Consider the following 18,513-nt stretch of genomic DNA (forward strand, 5'->3'; position numbering starts at 1 on the left):
GCCTCTCTCTCGACCCTAAATCCGTCACGAAACCCCACCCCCCTCTCTTCCTCTAAACCGCCAGCGGCAGGCACCGCGTCACCAGTCGAGGCGCCGCGGCCGCTCCTCGTTGACGCCATGTTTGCGGCGCAGCGACAGGATGGCCGCCTCCTGCCGGTCGATCTTTCGCCGGAGCCGTTCAAGGTCTGGCCCGACCGCGAGGAGCAGATCGTCGAGGACGCGCCGATATTCGGCCTCGTCCGCGCCCGTCCACCGGCTCATCCGACGATGATAGTGGCGCGCCTTCGGTCGCTGCCGAACGGTCATGGCCTCGGCCCGGTCGCGAACCGCGCGTTCCGCGAGCGCCAGGTTGCGACGGGTATCGGCAAGGCTCGCTTCCATCCGCGCCAGCACCGCGCGCAACTCGTCACGGCTCATCATGGCGGGGCTCCCTTCTGGCGTCTCGATCACCCAGGTCGAGATCCTCTTGCTGGAAGCGCGCCGGGATTTTTTCCTCCGGCCCCTGCCAGACGACGCGCCCGTTGCTCCAGATCGTGACGAAGCCGCCGCCGACCGGACGATCCGCGCGGGGCTTCGCCTCGAAGTTCCGGCAACCGAACTCGGCGGTCGTCGCCGAGAAGACGGTGGAGGACGGGCCAGCGAAGAGCACCTGGTCGCAGGTGCCGGTCGGCCGTTTCACGCGCTTGCACGACAGGCCGACCCGGAACATTTCATAGGCGCGCTGCTCATTCTTGGGTCGCGCAAGCGAAGGGATGCGGTTCTTGCACCGGCCGCGTTCATGCGGAACGGACGGGTCGAGCGGAGGCCCGCCATTGTGGCCGGGACGGAGGGGACGGCCGGTCATGACAAACCTCCAGCTCGTGCCTTGGACCGGGCGGAGACGATGTGCTGGACAACGACCGGCCGCGTATCGGCGGCCTGAGCGAGCCGTTCGATCAGCGCAAGCTCCGCCCTGGAACAGTCGCCGCGCACCTCGATTTCCACCCAATGACCGGAGCGTCCGACATGGGAATCGCGCAGGCGATGGCTGGACGAGGTGTAGAAGCTCTCGTTCGGGTCGATCAGCCGGACGCGGGTGGTGAGGAAGATGATGCCGGAGCCGAGATTGCCGCAGAACAGCAGCTCATCCGCCGGCGTGGTTTTCGGGCCGCCGCCGACCTGTTTGCGGCCGATCTGACGAAATGCTTCATCGAACGTGGCCGGATCGTGGGTCATGCGTGCCGACCGGGCTTGCTGGAAGACCCACGGCGGCCGCCAGGGATCGAGCTTGCCGACGGCGATCTGGTAGAGGAAATCGGCGAAGCTCGCCGGATCGGCCGGATATGGGCACGTCCGCCAAATCTCGCGAACACGCGCGCGCAACGTGTCGGGTAGCGCGAAAAGCCGGGCGCGGGCCTTCCGCCACCAGGCAGCTCGCTGGCTGCGGCGTTTGTGTTCGGCCTCGCCCCACCAGACGGCGCGGCGGGCCATTTCCTCATCGACACCATGTTGTGTGGCGGCGATCTGATCGGCAAAGAGCGGCAACGCTTCCCGTTCGAGGCGTTGCTTGCGGAGAAATGCCGCGCGTTTGCGCGACGTATCTCCATAGGGTTCAAATCTGTGCCAGCGACGGAAGCGCATCACACGCCCTCCCACCGGGACTGCCGGGCCGTGCGGATGATCCGTTCGGCCTGGCGGATGCTGCCGGCCTCTCGCGCGGCTTCGGCCCAGACCGAGATAGGGAATTCGCCGGTAAAGAGGATGTCGCGTTCGATGCCGAGCCCGAAGGGCAGGCGCACCGAGGTCATTTCCTCCAGCGAGAAATAGCCCAGCTCCGGCTCGCCGAGATCGGCCAAACCGAACAGCGTGTCGCCGTCGGCGGCCAACTCGGTCGCAAGCCAGACGCCTGCGCCGAAGGGATTGAAGAACTTCACGACCGGCACATGATCGACATCGCATTGCCGTCCGTTGCCGAGGAGCTGTTCACGCAGCTCGGGTGTCAGGAGGATCATGCCGCCCTCCTGTCGATCTCGGCCGCGCCGGGCTCGCTGGCTTCGGCATCCTCGCCGGCGTCCGGCAGGAAGCCGAGCAGCCAATCGGCGGCCTTGCTGGCCTGCGAGGCAGCGCGGACGATGGCGCGGTTGTCCTCACGCAGCACCTCCAGCCAGGAACCAATGTAATCCCCATGACGCACTGTCGGCACGATGCCGAGCGATGCGCAGCAGAAGGCGGCCGTGATCTCCGCGATTTATCTGAACAGTCAAGCTGTCTCAGCGGACTTTCATCAGCCGAAACCAGCCGATCTGGCGGCGTTGCGCGGTTTTAGAACGGGTGAGACACTCGGGAGTATCTGGAGGGCTGCTCTTCGCATTGCGGTTCGTGGTTTTTACGACTGCTCAGCGAACCGAATGCGACTGGTGAAGGGATTTCTTTCGTGCAGACTGCTCCGCGGCCGTACCGGTCGACCACCTCACTTACGCTCAAAGCATCTCGCCGATATCTGACGCGCCGCTGGGATATGCGAACATGGTGGTCTTCAACTGCTCTGCCGTCAGCCCTTGCCTGATCGCCAGTGCAAAGATGTTGATCACTTCGTCAGCGTGCGGACCGACAAGATGGGCGCCGAGGATGCGGTCAGTGTCCGCGTCGACCAACGTTTTGAAGCCATACACCGTCTCGGCCTGCTGGCGTGCGGTGAACCAGCCGTCCACGCGCTCGGTCTTTACGCGAACGTTCAGGCCTTTCTCACGCGCCTTGGCTTCGCTCATGCCGACGGCTGCGATCGGCGGGATGGTGAAGGCGACACTCGGAACGCCTGTGTATTCAGGCCTGACCGTGTTGCCGTTGAGCAGGTTCGCCGAGACTACCTTCGCGTCATGGCTTGATACCGGAGTGAGCGGCGGTCCTAGGCCGGCGGCATCACCTGCTGCGTAGACCGCGGGGTTGGAGACGCTTTGCAAAAATCCGTTCAACGCCAGCCGCCCGTTATGGTGCTTTACGCTCCCGGCATCGAGATCGAGCGTCGCGAGCGCCGGCGCCCGACCCGCGGCATGGACGACCAGATCTGCGTCCATATCGAGTTCGCCGTCAGGACAGTCCGCCCGGACGCGATAGCCGTCTGATACCTTCTCAATGGCGGTCACCCCTGCCTGTGTGCGGACATTGATGCCGCGCTCGCTGAACTTGTCCATCAGCCAGCCGACGAGATCGGGGTCGAATTGCTTGAGCATTCGCTTCCCGTGCTGAAGAATTGTGACCTGTGCTCCGGCGCGCGCCGCGATGTGCGAAAACTCGGCCGCGATATAACCGCCGCCGACAAGGACGATGCGTTCAGGCAGGCTCTCCAGTTCCAGGAAGCCTTCATTGGTGATCAGGTGCTGCTCGCCCGGAATGCCGAGCGGCACGGCCTCGGCGCCGGCGGCGATCACGATACGGTCCGCCTCGATCCTCTCTCCTCCGAACTCGAGCGCATTCGGGCCGATAAAGCGAACGTGACCGTGGAAGGCGTGAATCCCTTTGTCGGCAAAGGCTTTCTCACGCTTCTGCGGTACCGGATCGGTGAAGCTGCGCTTGAAGGCCATCAGTCCCGTCCAATCGAGCGTCGCGTCCCCTTCGATTCCACGTCCGCTCATGCGCCAGGCGTGATCAGCCGCCTCGGCGCCGCCGACCATCATCTTCTTCGGATCGCAACCGCGCAAGGCGCAGGTGCCCCCGAAGGGCCGGAAGTCCGCGACGGCGACGCTCCAGCCAGCCGCACGAACCCTGTGTGCTGTTACGATCGCAGCCGTTCCCGTGCCGATGATCGCAAGGTCATATCTCTTCGCCACTAGATCTCCTCCAACATTGTCACGTTCGACATCCGAGCCTTCACGGCTCAGCCGGCGCAGCATGAGAGCTTCGCCACGTCCTTGTCGAAGGCAAGAGCCGCGAGCTTCAGGCCCTCAACGGTGGTGAGATACGGAAAGAGCGTATCCGCGAGGTCGTCGACGGTGAGGCCGTGCCGGATTGCCAGGGCCGCCGTCTGGATGCTGTCGGCTCCCTCCGGTGCGAGGATATGCGCCCCGAGCAGCCGGCCGCTGCCAGCGTCGGCGACGAGCTTGATGAGCCCGCGTGTGTCTCGGGCGGCAATCGCGCGCGGCACCTGGTCGAGACCGATCGTGGAGACACGGACGGCGTGGCCGGCGGTCCGCGCAGCCGCCTCTGTCAGCCCGACGCTCGCCACCTGCGGATCGGTGAAGACGATGGCCGGCATGGCACTGTTGTCGTAGCGCAGGCTGTCGCCGTTGAGGGCGTTCTTCGCCGCGAGCTTGGCACCGTAGGCGGCCATGTAGACGAACTGATCGTGACCGGTGACGTCGCCGGCAGCGTACACGCCCGATCTTGTCGTGCGCATGCGGTCATCGACGAAGATGCCGCCCTTCGGCGAGAGAGCGATCCCATGCTCGGCGAGCCCGAGACCTTCGATATTGGGCGCGCGGCCCGTCGCCACGAGCACCTGATCGGCGTCGATCGTGACGTCCTTGCCGTCGCGATGGACAGTGAGTGCAACACCGTCCGCGGTCTTGCGGATCGTCCGGTACGTGATGCCGGAAATCACCGCGATGCTCTCGTCCATGAAATACCCCGTCAGCGCCGTGCCGATCTCGGGTTCGGCCTCCGGAAGGAGACGCGAGCGGCACACCAGCGTCACCTCGACGCCGGCGCGGGCGAACATCTGGGCGAGTTCGGCCCCGATATAGCCGCCGCCGATCACGAGCAGAGATCGGGGCAGCGCCTCGAGATCAAGCGCCGTCGTGCTCGTCAGGTATGGCACGGTCTCGATGCCGGGGATGACAGGGACGGCCGGTCGCGCGCCGGTCGCGATGATGATCTTGCCGGCTGAGACAAACGTGCCGTCCACCTGGACGCCGCCGTCCACGATGCGCGCCGGCCCTTCGCGATAGGCGATGCCGTTGTAAGCCGGGAGCAGGTCGGCGTACTTGGCCTGACGTAGCTCCGAAACCAGCGCGTCCTTCTGACGGACGGTTCCGCCCCAGTCGGTCAGTTCGGCCTCGGCCGTGATGCCGGCGAAACGTGCCGCGGCTCGGGCATTGTGGAGCGTCTCGGCGGCGCGGATCAGCGTCTTCGACGGCACGCAACCGATATTGACGCAGGTGCCGCCGATGGTGCCGCTGCCGATGAGGGCCACCTGGGCGCCCTGATCGGCTGCCGTGATCGCGGCCGAGAAGCCGGCCGAGCCGGCGCCGATGATGGCAAGGTCGTAGGAACCATTGTTGCGGCCATTCGTGCCAAGGCGCCGATGCGTCACGGGCCTGTCCGGCGATGCCGTATCGCCCGACGATTGAGGCTCACCTTGTGTCTCGGCCGCGTTGTTGCCGTGGCCGGCGATTGTGCCGATTCCGGCAAGGCTGGGCCCGAAGATCGCCCGACCTGCTTCGAGAGCTTCCTCGATCGACAGCCGGAATCCCGGCTCGTCTGCAGGACGCTGCCGGCGCCACGCGGCGAGGTGATCGTCGGAACAGAAGAAGGATGTTGCAGTGCACAGCGAGTTCGCAGCGCATCCGCCTTCGTAATGGACGCTGAGCCATACGACGGCCGTCGTCGGCTCAACGTCGGCCAGAGCCCGGCCCCGTTCCTGCGTGGTGATCCGGACCGGCGCGCCGCAGTGGCGGCAGCGCGAGACGATCGAGATGTCTTGGTCGGTCATAGCGCCGATGCCGAGCGCGTCGACCGCGCACATCGCAGTAAGAGTGCGTCCGTCCAGTGTGACCCGGTGGCCGGTGTCGCGGTCGGTGAAGGGATACGCGCCGACAATCATGTCGCCATCGAGTACGACGAGGTCGCGACGGCGGAGCTCTTCGAGCAGCGCACGGACGGCTTCCTCGCTCAGCCCCGCACGCTTGGCAAGCGCGCTTGGGGTCGGGGCTCGCCCGTGTTCGGCGTAGAGCTGTAGCAACGCAACGCGCACGCGATCCGTGGCCGCCTCGTAGCCGCTCCAGCGGTTGAGCACATGGTCGGAGCCGACCATGGCCAGCAGGGCCTCCTTCACCACGGGTGACGAAACCACCGACCAGTCCGGAAACGTCACACCCGGCCGCACGGCCAAGCTCGGCACCGTTGCGGATGTAGAAACCGTCGCCTTGTCGCGGGACGCAGAGGATGTGCAGCAATCGTTCATGGCTTCAGGCCTTCATTCAGAATCTTCGTGTTGGAACAGACGACCTTTGCACGGCGATGATGGATGCCGCAGGCGACAAGCCCGAGGCCCGCGGCGATCAGGGAAAGCACGACCAGACCCGAACCCGTCAACCACGCGCCGAGGCCGGCCAGCGGCGGGGGCACGGCAAGGAGTGGCGCCGCGCAGCAGATCGCAACGACAATGGCGCCTGCGGCGCCGGTGCGGATCAGGGCGCGGTCATGCATGTCAACTGCCTTGCTCCTGCGTCGGGCGGGCCGGATAGCCGGCATTCATGCTGGCGGCCGCGATGGCATCCGGGGTCGTCTGCGCGTCGTCGAAGGTCACGGTCGCGGTCTTGGCTTCGAACGAGACGGCCACCGTCGAGACCCCGGGGACCGCCGCCATCGAGGTCTTCACGATGTAGGGGCAGGAGGCGCAGGTCATGTTGTCGATGGCGAAGGTGACTGTGCGTTCGGTAGCGAACACGGCAGGCGCGGTCATCACCGACATGATCAAAGCAAGAGCACTCAAACTCTTCTTCATGGGACGGGTCTCCTCTTGGTGTCAGGCGGAAAGCAGCAGCGGGGCGACGTAGTCGAATGCGAAGGCGGCCGCGACGAGCACCGTCGCAAACCAGAGCGCGATCTGGACAATGCGGCTGGGGATCGGGCGCGCGCAGGCAGCATCCTCGGCGCAGGCCCGCCTCGGCTTCCAGTAGACGAGATAGAAGCCGTAGCCGAGAACGCCCGTCGTCCCGGCGACGAAGAGCGGCTTGTAGGGCGCGAGCGCCGTCAGATTGCCGATCCAGGCGCCACCAATGCCTAGGCTAAACAGGATGAGCGGGACGATGCAGCACGAGGAGGCGGCAAGCGCGCCGAGAATGCCGCCGACGGCGACCAGGCGCTGCCGTCCGACTTCGGCTCGGTCCGACGCGAGCACGTCGGTCGTGGCGGACGTCATGCCCGCCGTGCTGGGTCGCGATATATCCATGTCCGATCTCGCTTTCCTTGCCGAAATCCTCATTGCGCAGTACCATGCGGTCTGTAGCAACTACAGGGTCAAGAGGGATTTTTGCGATGCGCGATCACGCTGGCGTGAAGGGCCTGCAGCGGGCTGAGCTCGCCCGGCGGACGGGCAGCAATCTGGAGACTGTGCGCTACTACGAGAAGGTCGGGCTCCTGCCCGAGCCACCGCGCACGGCGGCCGGCTACCGCAGCTACGACACGACGCACGAGCGGCGCCTTCGCTTTGTGCTGCGGGCACGCGAGCTCGGCTTCTCACTCGACGAAATCCGCGAGCTGTTGCGCCTGGTCGACGAACGCGACCAGCCCTGCGCCGAGGCAAGCGCGGTCGCCGCCGCGCATCTCGACGATGTGCGGGCGAAGATCGCTGACCTGAAGCGCATGGAGCGGGTGCTCAAGGACGTCGTCGCGCAATGCGCCGACGGCACGCGGCCGGAATGTCCGCTGATTGAGGCGCTGTTCCGGGAGCGAACTGTCAACTGATCGGGTCGAGGAGCGCCTATGCGGCGCCCCTGACGTCGTTCCGGCAAGCGTTGCCCTGCTGGGCGTGCAGCCAGTCGGCGATCTGCTGCGCCTTGGCTGCGGCGGTGAAGATCGCGCGCTTGTCGGAGCGAAGCACCTCGAGCCAGGAGGCGATATAGCTGGCGTGGTCGGGCCGCGGCTCGACGCTGAGATGGAGGTCGGCGCAGATCATGGCGCTCAGGAGCTCGACCGTGCATTCCTCCATAGCATAGGCGGCCGAGCCGAACCGTCCGGAGAGATCACGGTCGAGGCGATGCCTGGCGCCGGAGGCGTGCCCGCATTCGTGGAGCAGCACGGCGTAATAGGCTGCGGCATCGCGGAAGCAGGCGAAGTCGGGCATCTGCACGTGGTCGGTGGATGGGCGGTAACAGGCCTGCGATCCGCCGTGGCGGATGTCGATGCCGAGCGCTGCGCAGAACCGTTCGGCCCGCTCGATGCGCTCGGCCTCGGGTAGCACCGGTATCTCGGGCGGCGTGTAGCCGTCGACCTGCGCGCAGTTGAAGACCGTGTAGCCGCGGGCGAACATGCGCCGGGCGGGCTCGTCGCGATCCTCGTCGCCGTCCTGTACGTCTGCCTTGCCGTGGCGATCGACGGTCTTCCAGAACACGACGAGGTGCCCGCGCTCGCCCTTGCGGACCTGGGCGCCGAGCGCCTGCCACTGGCGATAGGTGCCCCAGATGCCGGCGGGAAAGCCGGCGGCGTGCGCGGCGGCCCAGAGTGCGATGACGTTGACGCCACGATAGGCCTTGCGCGAGGCGACGTTGACGGGCGTAGTGATGGCCGATCCGTCGTGGTGCCAGGGCATCCGGTACTGGTCGGCGCCGGCCTCGATGGCGGCGATGATCTGGCTGGTGACACGCTCGTAGATGTCGTTCCGGGGCTGGGGTGTGCGATCGGTGGTCATGGCTGCCTCCTGTGTTCGCCCTCTCCGTCGAGGGCGAGGCGGCAGGGGCAGACGCGGGAAGCCGGGCCGTCACACCCTGTTCTCGGTGCTGGTGCGGAACAGGGTTGATGGGCCGGCAGCGTCTGCCACAACCCGAGCCCTGCCTCGACGGGCGAGCACGGGAGGCAGCCATGACCGGCGAGCGGCGCCTGGACCGGTCAGGATGAAGCGCGGCTGTCAGCCGGTGCCGTCCAGAGGCGGACGCCGCAACGGGACGACCCTGGCGTCCACGGATCGAGACAGCTCCGCTCGCAGACCTTCGATGACGGCATCTCGCTCGGCGAGCTGCAACGTCAGCATCTGGATGTGCTGCGCGAGCGTCCGGGTGAGCGCCCGCAGCTCCGCCATCTCGGCACCACGCACGGCGCGTAGTTCCGCTTCCAGAGCATGGATGCGTTCCTTGAGGGCCCTGGGCGACGATCGCCGCAGGCGGGCTTCGGCCGCGCGGAGCTCGGCGAGAAGATCGCCGGCCCGGTTCGCCGTCGCTCGGCTGACGCCGGCCTCGCGCGCCAGGTTGGCGACGGTCAGCGCCCCGTCGGTGCGTTCAGGGCGGCCGTCGAGCAACCGCTTCATGGCAGCCCTTAGCGCCGCTTGGCTCTTCGGCCCGAGCGCGGTCATGCGTCACCGTCCATGAGAGGCGCGATCAGCCGGCACTTGCGCTCGTTGTCCCGCAGGATCGCCGTGCGCTGCAGCGGCGATAGACGCCGGTCGGCCAGAAGCGCTTCGCCCTCGACGATCGAGGCCTGCCACGGTTCGCGGTGCCGGGCGGTCAGGCAGGCGTTCGGGCACCGGTCGGGGCTGCAGCGCGATAGGGCCGGCGCCGTCCGCTCGGCATCTGGCGCGCCGGTGAGGCAGAGCGCGGTCGCTGCATCGAACAGGCAGTCGTTGAGGAAACCGACATGCAGGGTCCGCCCGAGATGGGCAACCATGGTGCGCAGCCGCTTGCGGTCCAAGATCCGGCCGGGAAGATCGCCAAGTTCCTCCTGCACGCGGCCGAACTCGCGTCGCAGTCGCGCAGCACCCGGTCCCGCCGGGCCTTCACGGCGAAGATAGGCCTCGTAATGGGCGACAATGTCGTCGAGCTGGCCGAGTGCACGTTCGCGCTCGATCGCCAAGCGGAAGTCGGCCTGCGCCGATCCGGCATAGCCTTCGAACATGGCGACCGAGGCGTGCTTGTACTGGATCTTGCCGGCGACCGTGCCGAACGGCCGGTTGGCGATGTACCAGGCGATCGTGCGTCGGAGCTGCCGGGTCGTAAACTTCCAAGGCTCGTCGCCGATGCGCGGAATCGCCGGCGCGGCCTCCGAGCGCGTGTCGAGGCCCTCGCGGAAAAGGTTGAGTGTCGGCGTTGCACCCATCCCGAGATGATCGTTGCTCCAGGGCCAGTCCTTCAGCGCCACCCACAAGGATGACAGTTCCTTCTCTCGGCGATTGCGTGCCGAGAGAACCTCCATCACCGCGACGGCGCGAGCGACGGGCTCGATCGTGATCCAGTCGGCCGTGACGCCGCGCGCGCCATGGCGCTTGTACACCGTGCTGCGCAGCCGGTACCGCTCGACCAGGCCGTCGGCGCTGCGCACCGGCGACACGCAACCCGGCTGCATCGCCTGCACCTCGCTGTCGCGCATGCCGGTGAGGTAGGCGCAGACGAGATAGCAGGCGCCCTGCAACATCCGTTCTTCGCGGGCGAGGCTGAGGCCGTCGAAGCGCTCGCGCCATGGCAGTCCGGTGTCCGGATCGATCGAGATCGGCGTATCGAGCCCGCCGATCTCGGTTCCGAGCTCGGCGGCTGCCTTCTCGATCAGTCGTGCAGTCGGCTCGGACTGGCTGATGCGGCCGCTCTGCGGAGCGCCGGCGTGAAGGCGCATCAGATGGAGATTGTAGGGCGGGGTCTCTTCGCCGGTGAGCGGGTCGATGCGGCGGGCCACATTGGGCGCGTGCTCCCAGATCGGCACGCCTCGGCCCATGGCCCGGCGCACGTCGAGCCACTTGGCCACGCGGGCGCGATAGTTCTTGGCCACGGCCCGTCCGGCCCGCGCGTCCCGCGCCATCAATCGGGCGCAGCGGGCTTCGAGAGCGTCAAGCTCGGCCCGCGCCGCGAGGATATCGGGCGCATAGACCTCGACATACTTGAGCGCCCAGCGCAGCATGGCGCCGATGACCGGCTCGGGAATGCGCGGCGTGGCGTTCTCGGCGGGCGCTGGCGGCCGGCCGGCAACGCGGTGCGCCGCACGTCCACGCCACGGCAGGAAACCGATGCCGCCGCCGGTTAGCCATGGCGCCAGGTGATGCAGGTCGATCGGCACCTCGACATACTTCACCGTCTCGTGAGGCGTTCGCCGTCCGCCGTCACGGGCATACGCCAGATAGGCGTCGAGCAGCGCCTGATCGATCCGGCTGAGATCGACGGCGCCAGTCCTTGCGCGGAGGAACGCGGCGAAATGCTGGATGTAGCGCAGCAGGCGGATCGCCGAGGTCGCGCCGCAGGGCGCCCGATATCCCGGCACATGGATGCGCAGGCGGGCGATCACGTACTCCTTCGCCAGCCGCCGCGTGACGGGATCGGCGATGCGGGCGAGGTTCAGCCGGTAATTGCTGTAGCGGGCGTTCACCCGGAAAATGGCGGCGCCCAGGTCCCAAAGATCGTCACCGAAGCGCGGAAGTCGCGTGCGGTCGGCATCGTCCCTGACCGCCACGCCGGCAAGCACGGGCTCGTCGTTGCCATAAATGGCCGAAGGCAGCGACGCGTGCTGCGGCAGCTTGATCGGTGCCGGCATCATGGCGCTCTCGCTTCGGGCGGCAGGTAGAGGAGCGCGGGGTCCGATGACCCAATCCGACGGGCTTCCTCGATCTCGGCGTCGGCGAACCGGGGCAGAATCTGTTCGGCGATGCGTCCGTGAACCCGGCCGAACTTGGCGATCCAGTCGGCTTCGCTCAGCACCTGCCGCTGCGCCCGGATGAAGTTGAGGAAGGCCAGGAGCGCGGGCACCTTGCGGGCGGTGACCACGGCATTGCTGCATTCGAGACACCCCCAGAAGGGGGACGGACAGGCCTCTCCCTCCGAGCCGAACGGGCTGTTGTAGAAGCCGCCGCAACTGGCGAGCCAGACGTCCTGCTCGCCGCCGAACAGCGCCTTGACCGCGGCGGCGCCGACAACGGGAAGGCCGGTCGCCTTGTCGGGATCGGTCTGGACGGCCGCTTCCTCCTCCGACGACAGGACACAGGGGGGGAACGCGGCGTCGAGCGCATCGGTCATGGCGTCGGCAATTGTCGCCTCGTGCAGATGACGAAGCGCGGGAATGTCGGCGTAGTGGTCGGCCGCGACCGCGACAGTGTGGCCGACGGCGAAGCGGTCGAGCTGGCCGCCCGTGCGCCGGTACCATGCCGCCTTATGCGTCTTGCGCAGGCGCGTCAGATTGAGGCGAAGGCGTTGGCCCCGCTCATCAAGGATGCCGTGCCGGCGCGTCCATGAAGCCGCGAGCTCCTTCATGCTGAGCACCCGAGGGGTCAGGCGGCCCCAGGCACAGTGCGCCCAGAGCGTGTCGGCGCCGAGCCGGCTTCTCGCCGGACCGGTCCACTGCAGCGCCTTGCGGATCAAGCCGCCCGGCGTCGAGGAACCGCCGTCGCGCACACGCAGCCGCTTCCACTCGGCGCCGCGCGCCCGACGCTTGCAATACTCGATCTCGACATAGCCGCCCGCCGGGTTCTTCAGGCAGTCCGCTCGCAAGCCCTTGATCGCTTCGATCTCCATGCCGGTGTCGAGCGAGATAAGCACGATGAGCGGCACGAGATCGGCGGCGATGAGATGCCGGCGGCCATGCAGATCGTGGATCAGGCGATCGTTCGGCAGGCCACTCTCGCGGCGGAGCGTGTAGAGTCGCTTGAAGAGAGGGTGCCTGTGCCCGATGACGCCTTCCGCGTCGATCACTTCCATTACCTGTTTGTGGGTTGCTGCCAGCGCCTTGCTCCGATCGGAATCCTCGACCGCCGGAATACGATCGGCCTCGCCCAAGCGGCGGATGATGGCGGCGAGATCGGTGCGCGCCGCCTTCCGCAATGCCGCGGCGACATCATCGCCATAGGCATCGCGCGGCCTGGCGCGCACGCCGGGCCGATCGCTCGTGTACATCAGCCGGCGTGAGGCATCGGGCGGCAGGTGGCTGGGCTCCGCGGCCTCGGCAAGCCGCAGCAGGTTGAGCACCTTGCTCATGCGGTGCAGGCGGTGATTGGGATGCAGGCCGCTCCCCTCCATCCAGGAATCGAAGCCGTCGATGCAGACGGCACTGACGTCGGAGAGACGGGCGACGTGCGATCCGGCGGAATCGAGATAGCGCCAAAATGTCTTGAGCGCATTGGCATAGGCGTAGGCCGTCGAGATCGAGCCGGCCGGACCACCGACCTGGCAGGCGCGCCAGAGCGCGCCGGCAAAGGTCCGCGCCAATGCCTTGCGGCCGGCGAGCATCGTCAGGTCGATCGTCTTGCTGCGATCCGCCAGCGTGACGGTAAAGCGCAGCGATGCGATCGCAGCGGCGGCCTCGCCCTCGGGATCGGGCAGCGCCTCGGGAAAGAGGGCGCGGCGACCCGGCCGCCGCACCGATGGAGCCGCCGCGGCGGTCATGCCGCGCCGCCAGCCGTGTCTTCGGCCCAGCGATCCGCGGCGGCCTCGACCAGCTCCTGCGCCTCGGCGAGGCTGTCGAGATAGATGTAGGTGCTGGTGATACTCGCATGCCCCAGCAGGTGCTGGAGCTTCTGCAGAGGATCGCCGAGAATCCGCCGATAGGCTGCGCCGTGCTGGTCCTGCGGATCGAACACGGATCCGATCTGCTCGCGGATCAGCATGGAGAGCATGTTGACGGCGAAGGTGTGCCGCAGCGTGTGTGGCGTCACCTCGACCTCGATGCCGAAACGGCGGCAGCGGGTGCAGGCCCGCCGAAAGGCAGCTTCCCAAGTCGCCGAGGGCACGGGCTTGCCGCCTTCAGTCAGCCAGAGCAAGGCATGCTGCGCCTGGCCGGGCGTGCCGACCAGCACGCGGCGGCGTTCGCCCAGCGTCAGACGGTCGAGCCGGACACGCTTGCCCGCCGCGTCTGTTGCCTTCCCGTCCTCCAGCATCAGCCAGAGCGGATCGGACACCGAAGGCTCTGAGCGCGCGGCAGAGACCGTGCGCTCGAGATCGACATAGTCGCCGATCAATCTCAGTACCCGGCGGGGAACGCGGATGCGCCGTGGTCGTCCGCCCTTGGCGATCGGACCGGGGAGATCGAACGGCACCGAGCGCGATTCGGGATCGGTCAGGCGCGGCAGCTCACTCAGCAGCAGACTGCCGGCCTCTGTCAGCCGCAGGCCGGTCGTGACGAGAAGCTCGGCAAACAACGCATTGCGCTCGCCGTTGCGGCCGCGCCACGTCGCGTCCTCCGAGCCGTCGGGAAGCCGGCCGCGCAATCCCACCTCGCGGAACAGCAGGTAGCGGCCAAGATCGATGTAACGGGTATCGTGGCGCCGCGCGGCGCGCTCGCGGGCACGGTTCGTCGTCACAGCGAGCACTGCGCGGCTACCGCCGGCCCTGCGAAGGGTGGCGCCGTAGCTGAAGGGCGAGATCGCAATGATTCCTTCCTCGACAGCCCAGCGATAGAGCTTGTCGAGCGCGGCAACGCTCCGGTTCCAGCTCGCAGCCGAGATGCGGTAGGGAGCTGCCGACAGCCGACGCGCCCGGTGAAAGGCCAGGACATCGTCGCGGCCGGCCTGCCAGACCGTCTTGCCGCCGCGCCGTTCGACAAGAAAGCGCGCCCAGACGAGAATGTCGCGGGCGTAGGAGCGCCACGTGTTCGGCGATCGCGCTCCCATAGCAGGACAGGCACGAAAGAACCGGTTGAGAGCGAGATCGTAGCTGCCGTCATCCATCAGGATGAACGGCATGCCGTGAATCAGCCCGGTGCGCTCGACCGCGTCGAGCGCACCGGGCGCGAGGCTCACTGCAAGGTCATCAAGGAAAAGCGGACGCGAAATAGTGTCAAGATCGGTAAAATACAAATGCACGCACGATACCCAAGCGGAGCGCCTTCGGCGCAACTTCATTGTTTAGAATGCGAGGGGTTCCCCTCGCGCTCTCCCGCTCGCCGCGTGGCAGGGGTGCAGGACTTAGCCTGCACCCCATGAACAGCTTGTCGTGCCGCCGCCGCGTCAAGCGTTGTCCTCGCTACGCTGCGGGAACGCTTGACCCGGACGTCTGAAGAGCTTCACCGGAGCCGTGGCGAGGCGCCTCCAATGCATGATTCTGAGACAGGATCACAGAGTCAGGATAAGGCGACCAGTTCCTCGAAAGCGTATTTCCTGGTGCCGAAGGAGCCGGAGAAATCCCGGTTCAGACGGGACGCATGGCCAGTGGCATGACCCAGCTCATGCAGGGCTGTCCGATGCCAGTTGATCGGCTCGAAGTAAGCTTGCGGCGGTGGCACGACCACATGGTCGAGGGCCGGGACATAGAAGGCGCGATCCCCGCCGATGCGGAAGTCGATGCCGGTGGCTTTGATAAGCGCCTCGACCCTCGGCTCGATTAGGCCGGGTGGTGGGGGCGGCATAGCGACGGCGATATCCTCGGGCAACCCCTCGCATTGGGCAGCGTTGAACACGGTGAACCGCTTCAGGAACGGGATCGTCCCCGGTTCCTCGCCGGTCTCTCTCGCGCGCCGCTTCTCGTCCTCGGGCGTGAAGCGGTCGGCATAGACGACGGTGGTGCCACGCTCGCCCTTGCGAACATTGCCGCCAAGGGTGGCCGCCTGGCGATAGGTGAGCCAACCTTGTCCGGGGAAACCGTGCTGAACCACGGCGCCCCAAAGGATCAGGATATTGATGCCGCTATAGGCGCGGCCAGTGCTGGCGTTCTGCGGCAGGCCGAGCGGGGCCTTGGCGGTGGCCTTACCCCATGGCTGGACCCAAGGAAAGCGCCCGGCCTCAAGTTCGGCGATGATCTTGCCGGTGATTTCGTCATAGAGGTTCGTCCGGTCCGAGCCGGAGCGTGGGGTGCGGTCATATCTGGACATCGCGGTTCTCCGCGACGGGCGCCGGAGACCTGTTCTCCAGCCTTCAACCCGTCACGGCAAACCCGGCCCGCACTCTCACTCTAAGGGGCGTTGCGGGAATCTCCCCGCTCGATGGGGGGTGCGCCGGCAACATGGTGCCGGCCAAGGGAAAGGCTTTCCCCCAAATAAACGTTTTTGACTGGCTGGATTATCCTGAGGCTCATGCCTGCGCCAGCATGGCGGCAATGTCGGAGATCGCTCGCAGCAGAACCAGCGGATCATCTCGGGAAGGCATAAAACCATGTCGTTGCCAGAATAGCGCCGCCTCCTCATCGACGGCATTGACCAACAAGGCCCGACCGCCGATCAGGCGCGACGCCAGAACGCAACGCTGAAGAGCATGTTTCATCAAGCCGGTGCCGATCCCCTGCCCCGCCCTATCAGTGTCCGTGGCGAGTTGCCCGAGAAGCAAGCAGGGGACCGGGTTGGGCGGCTGTCCGGTGCGGATTGCGCGCGGCAGGATTGAGGGGACGGCTCCTGTCGGGGCCAGCCCATAATATCCGACGACACGCCCCGCCTCGTGGACGACGACGACAGCCGTGAAGCCCTTTTCCTGATTGGCAAGGGCGCGGGTCTTCAGCCAGTGATCGAGCGTGGGCTTACCGCATGAAAATGCGGAAACGTCATGGGCCGCAGTCAGCGGCTCGGGCGCAGATAAAGCCACGGCTCACCGCTTCGGCTCAAAGCCGGGTTCCCACGGCGCGGGCCGCTTCAGCACTTCCATCATCTCGGGGACGATGGTGGGCGGGCGTGACAGGATCTCCATGAAATCCGCGAAGCCCTCCGGGCTCATGCGGATCAGCCCCTGCTCCATGACGACCTCCTCGGCGGCCCGCACGGCGGCATCCCGCACGAAATCCGTTCGGGAACGGCCGCGCAGGTTTGCCGCGCGGTCAATCATCGCCACATCCGCTTCGGGCAGTCGCATTGAGATGGGATATTCCTTGCGTTCCGCTGTGCTGACCATGAGTCGTCTCCTTTCATGCAAGATAGGGGATTGTATCGCAAAAGGCAATACGATAATATCCTAGTCATGCTCACCGAACTCGCCATAGCGCCAAGGAGCCCCTCGATACCCGCCGCCGGGGCGAAATCCCGTAGGTTATTTCGCTATGCCATGATGCGCATGACTACGCTGGAACGCGCCGGAATACGCAGCATAGCGCCGGATTCCGCCAAATATTCGACTGCGTTTTCAGTTGCTTATACTGTCATAGGCACGAATTCTGTCTCGCATGACCTTGCGAGCCCCCGGAAATACAGCAAAGATGTCAGGACGAGAGCGCGAAGCGCTGCTCGAATCCCTGGTGATCGACGAGCCGGAACTGACGTTCACCCCGTGCGGCAATCCCGATCCGCGCCTTCTGCGTCTCGTCGAGTTTCTGGCGCGGCAGGCAGCGCGGGAATGCTACGCCGAGGAAGTGAAGATGACGCGTCGACGGGGGAAGCGCACCTCCTGATGCCGAAAGGAGATGTGCAGTGAAAGTCGCGATCTACGCCCGCTATTCGTCGGACAATCAGCGCGAGGCGTCCATCGCCGACCAGTTCCGCATGTGCCGCCTGCGGGCGGAGAAGGAAGGCTGGACGGTGGTCGAGGAATATTCCGATCACGCCATCTCCGGCTCCAGCATGATCCAGCGTCCTGGCATCCAGGCGTTGATCATGGATTCCGCGCGAGGCCGGTTCGACATGATCCTGGCTGAGGCACTGGACCGGATCAGCCGTGACCAGGAGGACATCGCCGGCATCTACAAGCGCATGCGCTATGCGGACGTGAGGATGTTCACCTTGTCGGAGGGTGAGATCAGCGAGTTGCATGTCGGGCTCAAGGGCACGATGAATGCGCTGTTCCTGAAGGATCTGGCCGACAAGACCCGGCGCGGACAACGCGGCCGCGTCGAGGCCGGCAAGTCCGGCGGCGGCAATTCCTATGGCTATGACGTGGTGAAGAAATTCGATGCCAACGGTGAGCCCATCCGCGGCGACCGCACGATCAACGAGGCGCAGGCCGAGGTCGTGCGCCGCATCTTCCGCGACTACGCGGCCGGCAAGTCGGCCAAGACCATCGCCTTCGCCCTGAACAGGGACCATATCCCCGCGCCATCAGGCGGCGACTGGGGGTTCAGCACCATCAACGGCAACCCGAAGCGCGGGAACGGCATCCTCAACAACGAGATGTATGTCGGCAAGATCGTGTGGAACCGCCAGCGTTTCGTCAAAGACCCCGATACCGGCAAACGTCAAGCCCGGCCCAACCCGGAATCGGAATGGGTTATTCAGGAAGCGCCCGAGCTACGCATCCTCGATGACGACCTCTGGAACGCCGTGAAAGCCCGCCAGGGCGAAATGCGGACTGAACGGGACGAGAGCGGCACAGCCGACGTAGGCAAGATGAACAATCGGCGCCGACCGAAGTATCTCTTCTCCGGCCTGACGAGATGTGCCTGCTGCGGTGGTGGCTACTCCGCGATTTCTGCAACTCTCATTGGCTGCTCGACGGCGCGCAACAAGGGCACCTGCGACAACCGGGTCAACATCCGCCGCGACGAACTGGAATCCCGTGTGCTGAATGCGCTTCGCACCCGGCTTGTCGATCCTGAACTGTTCGCTCGTTTCTGCGCGGTGTTCACGCAGGAGATGCACCGCCTGCGCATGGAAGGGCGCGCGGGGATCGCCTCGGCCGAAGCCGAGATCGCACGGATCGACCGGGAACTCGACACGCGGCTTTTGCGCGTGACGGGGCGTTTGCAGCGGGAAGGGCAGGTGGTGCATCTCATCGCCGGACAGATCGAG

Annotated in this window: 19 protein-coding genes and 2 pseudogenes; 3 read left to right on the plus strand and 18 right to left on the minus strand. The window is 66.3% G+C overall.

Going from position 1 to position 18,513, the window contains the following annotated elements; translation table 11 throughout:
- Positions 1–78: 78 nt before the first annotated feature.
- From ACVNHC_RS22860 to ACVNHC_RS22905, 10 genes and pseudogenes are all read right to left on the minus strand, one after another.
- A complete protein-coding gene (locus ACVNHC_RS22860) occupies positions 79–420 on the minus strand; it encodes a hypothetical protein (protein WP_122521014.1) in 342 nt (113 codons plus the stop codon).
- A complete protein-coding gene (locus tag ACVNHC_RS22865) occupies positions 407–844 on the minus strand; it encodes a hypothetical protein (protein WP_122521015.1) in 438 nt (145 codons plus the stop codon). Before ACVNHC_RS22865 ends, ACVNHC_RS22860 begins: the two co-directional genes overlap by 14 nt.
- Positions 841–1,620, minus strand: coding sequence for a hypothetical protein (locus ACVNHC_RS22870; RefSeq protein ID WP_122521016.1), 780 nt, complete (start codon positions 1,618–1,620; stop codon positions 841–843). Before ACVNHC_RS22870 ends, ACVNHC_RS22865 begins: the two co-directional genes overlap by 4 nt.
- Positions 1,620–1,991 (minus strand): DUF2958 domain-containing protein, encoded by a 372-nt coding sequence (locus tag ACVNHC_RS22875; RefSeq protein WP_122521017.1) that lies wholly within the window; start codon positions 1,989–1,991, stop codon positions 1,620–1,622. Before ACVNHC_RS22875 ends, ACVNHC_RS22870 begins: the two co-directional genes overlap by 1 nt.
- Positions 1,988–2,227 (minus strand): annotated as a pseudogene (locus tag ACVNHC_RS22880) (zincin-like metallopeptidase domain-containing protein); the annotation flags it as partial. The pseudogene ACVNHC_RS22880 and the gene ACVNHC_RS22875, both read right to left, overlap by 4 nt.
- Positions 2,228–2,459: 232 nt before the next feature.
- Positions 2,460–3,869 (minus strand): dihydrolipoyl dehydrogenase family protein, encoded by a 1,410-nt coding sequence (locus ACVNHC_RS22885; RefSeq protein ID WP_246670937.1) that lies wholly within the window; start codon positions 3,867–3,869, stop codon positions 2,460–2,462.
- Positions 3,854–6,157: a bifunctional organomercurial lyase/mercury(II) reductase MerBA gene (merBA, locus tag ACVNHC_RS22890; protein ID WP_012112815.1), complete on the minus strand. Its 2,304-nt coding sequence runs from the start codon at positions 6,155–6,157 to the stop codon at positions 3,854–3,856. The genes ACVNHC_RS22885 and merBA overlap by 16 nt, the downstream gene beginning before the upstream one ends.
- Positions 6,154–6,402 (minus strand): hypothetical protein, encoded by a 249-nt coding sequence (locus ACVNHC_RS22895; RefSeq protein ID WP_036742955.1) that lies wholly within the window; start codon positions 6,400–6,402, stop codon positions 6,154–6,156. The genes merBA and ACVNHC_RS22895 overlap by 4 nt, the downstream gene beginning before the upstream one ends.
- 1 nt (position 6,403) lies before the next feature.
- Complete coding sequence (locus ACVNHC_RS22900) at positions 6,404–6,700, minus strand: heavy-metal-associated domain-containing protein (protein WP_012112816.1); 297 nt, start codon at positions 6,698–6,700, stop codon at positions 6,404–6,406.
- Positions 6,701–6,721: 21 nt separating this feature from the next.
- Positions 6,722–7,117 carry a mercuric transporter MerT family protein gene (locus tag ACVNHC_RS22905; protein ID WP_231771510.1) on the minus strand — a complete coding sequence of 132 codons (396 nt, stop codon included), beginning with the start codon at positions 7,115–7,117 and terminating at the stop codon, positions 6,722–6,724.
- Positions 7,118–7,233: 116 nt separating this feature from the next.
- Here ACVNHC_RS22905 and ACVNHC_RS22910 point away from each other — a divergent pair, with 116 nt between their 5' ends.
- Entirely contained in the window at positions 7,234–7,662 is a 429-nt protein-coding gene (locus ACVNHC_RS22910) for a MerR family transcriptional regulator (RefSeq protein WP_012112818.1), read from the plus strand.
- Between the two features lie 16 nt (positions 7,663–7,678).
- On the opposite strand, the gene ACVNHC_RS22915 is transcribed toward ACVNHC_RS22910, so the two are convergent.
- The 8 genes and pseudogenes from ACVNHC_RS22915 to ACVNHC_RS22950 form a co-directional block, all read right to left on the minus strand.
- Positions 7,679–8,605 carry an ArdC family protein gene (locus ACVNHC_RS22915; protein ID WP_012112819.1) on the minus strand — a complete coding sequence of 309 codons (927 nt, stop codon included), beginning with the start codon at positions 8,603–8,605 and terminating at the stop codon, positions 7,679–7,681.
- Between the two features lie 216 nt (positions 8,606–8,821).
- Entirely contained in the window at positions 8,822–9,262 is a 441-nt protein-coding gene (locus tag ACVNHC_RS22920) for a hypothetical protein (protein WP_012112820.1), read from the minus strand.
- A complete protein-coding gene (locus ACVNHC_RS22925; RefSeq protein ID WP_012112821.1) occupies positions 9,259–11,424 on the minus strand; it encodes a hypothetical protein in 2,166 nt (721 codons plus the stop codon). The genes ACVNHC_RS22920 and ACVNHC_RS22925 overlap by 4 nt, the downstream gene beginning before the upstream one ends.
- Complete coding sequence (locus ACVNHC_RS22930; protein ID WP_012112822.1) at positions 11,421–13,262, minus strand: hypothetical protein; 1,842 nt, start codon at positions 13,260–13,262, stop codon at positions 11,421–11,423. The genes ACVNHC_RS22925 and ACVNHC_RS22930 overlap by 4 nt, the downstream gene beginning before the upstream one ends.
- The gene (locus ACVNHC_RS22935) at positions 13,259–14,677 is read right to left on the minus strand and encodes a tyrosine-type recombinase/integrase (RefSeq protein WP_012112823.1); all 1,419 of its coding nucleotides are present in this window, start codon (positions 14,675–14,677) and stop codon (positions 13,259–13,261) included. The genes ACVNHC_RS22930 and ACVNHC_RS22935 overlap by 4 nt, the downstream gene beginning before the upstream one ends.
- 266 nt (positions 14,678–14,943) lie before the next feature.
- Positions 14,944–15,681 (minus strand): annotated as a pseudogene (locus ACVNHC_RS22940) (ArdC family protein); the annotation flags it as partial.
- A gap of 199 nt (positions 15,682–15,880) precedes the next feature.
- The gene (locus ACVNHC_RS22945; protein ID WP_037094412.1) at positions 15,881–16,384 is read right to left on the minus strand and encodes a GNAT family N-acetyltransferase; all 504 of its coding nucleotides are present in this window, start codon (positions 16,382–16,384) and stop codon (positions 15,881–15,883) included.
- Between the two features lie 3 nt (positions 16,385–16,387).
- Complete coding sequence (locus ACVNHC_RS22950; protein ID WP_037094414.1) at positions 16,388–16,687, minus strand: type II toxin-antitoxin system TacA family antitoxin; 300 nt, start codon at positions 16,685–16,687, stop codon at positions 16,388–16,390.
- Between the two features lie 301 nt (positions 16,688–16,988).
- Here ACVNHC_RS22950 and ACVNHC_RS22955 point away from each other — a divergent pair, with 301 nt between their 5' ends.
- Together ACVNHC_RS22955 and ACVNHC_RS22960 are read left to right on the plus strand one after the other, a co-directional pair.
- Positions 16,989–17,180: a hypothetical protein gene (locus ACVNHC_RS22955; RefSeq protein ID WP_247648033.1), complete on the plus strand. Its 192-nt coding sequence runs from the start codon at positions 16,989–16,991 to the stop codon at positions 17,178–17,180.
- Positions 17,181–17,199: 19 nt separating this feature from the next.
- Positions 17,200–18,513 (plus strand): recombinase family protein (locus ACVNHC_RS22960; RefSeq protein ID WP_457169671.1); only part of this gene is annotated, 1,314 nt, incomplete at its 3' end.

The organism is Pannonibacter sp. Q-1 (assembly GCF_054073275.1).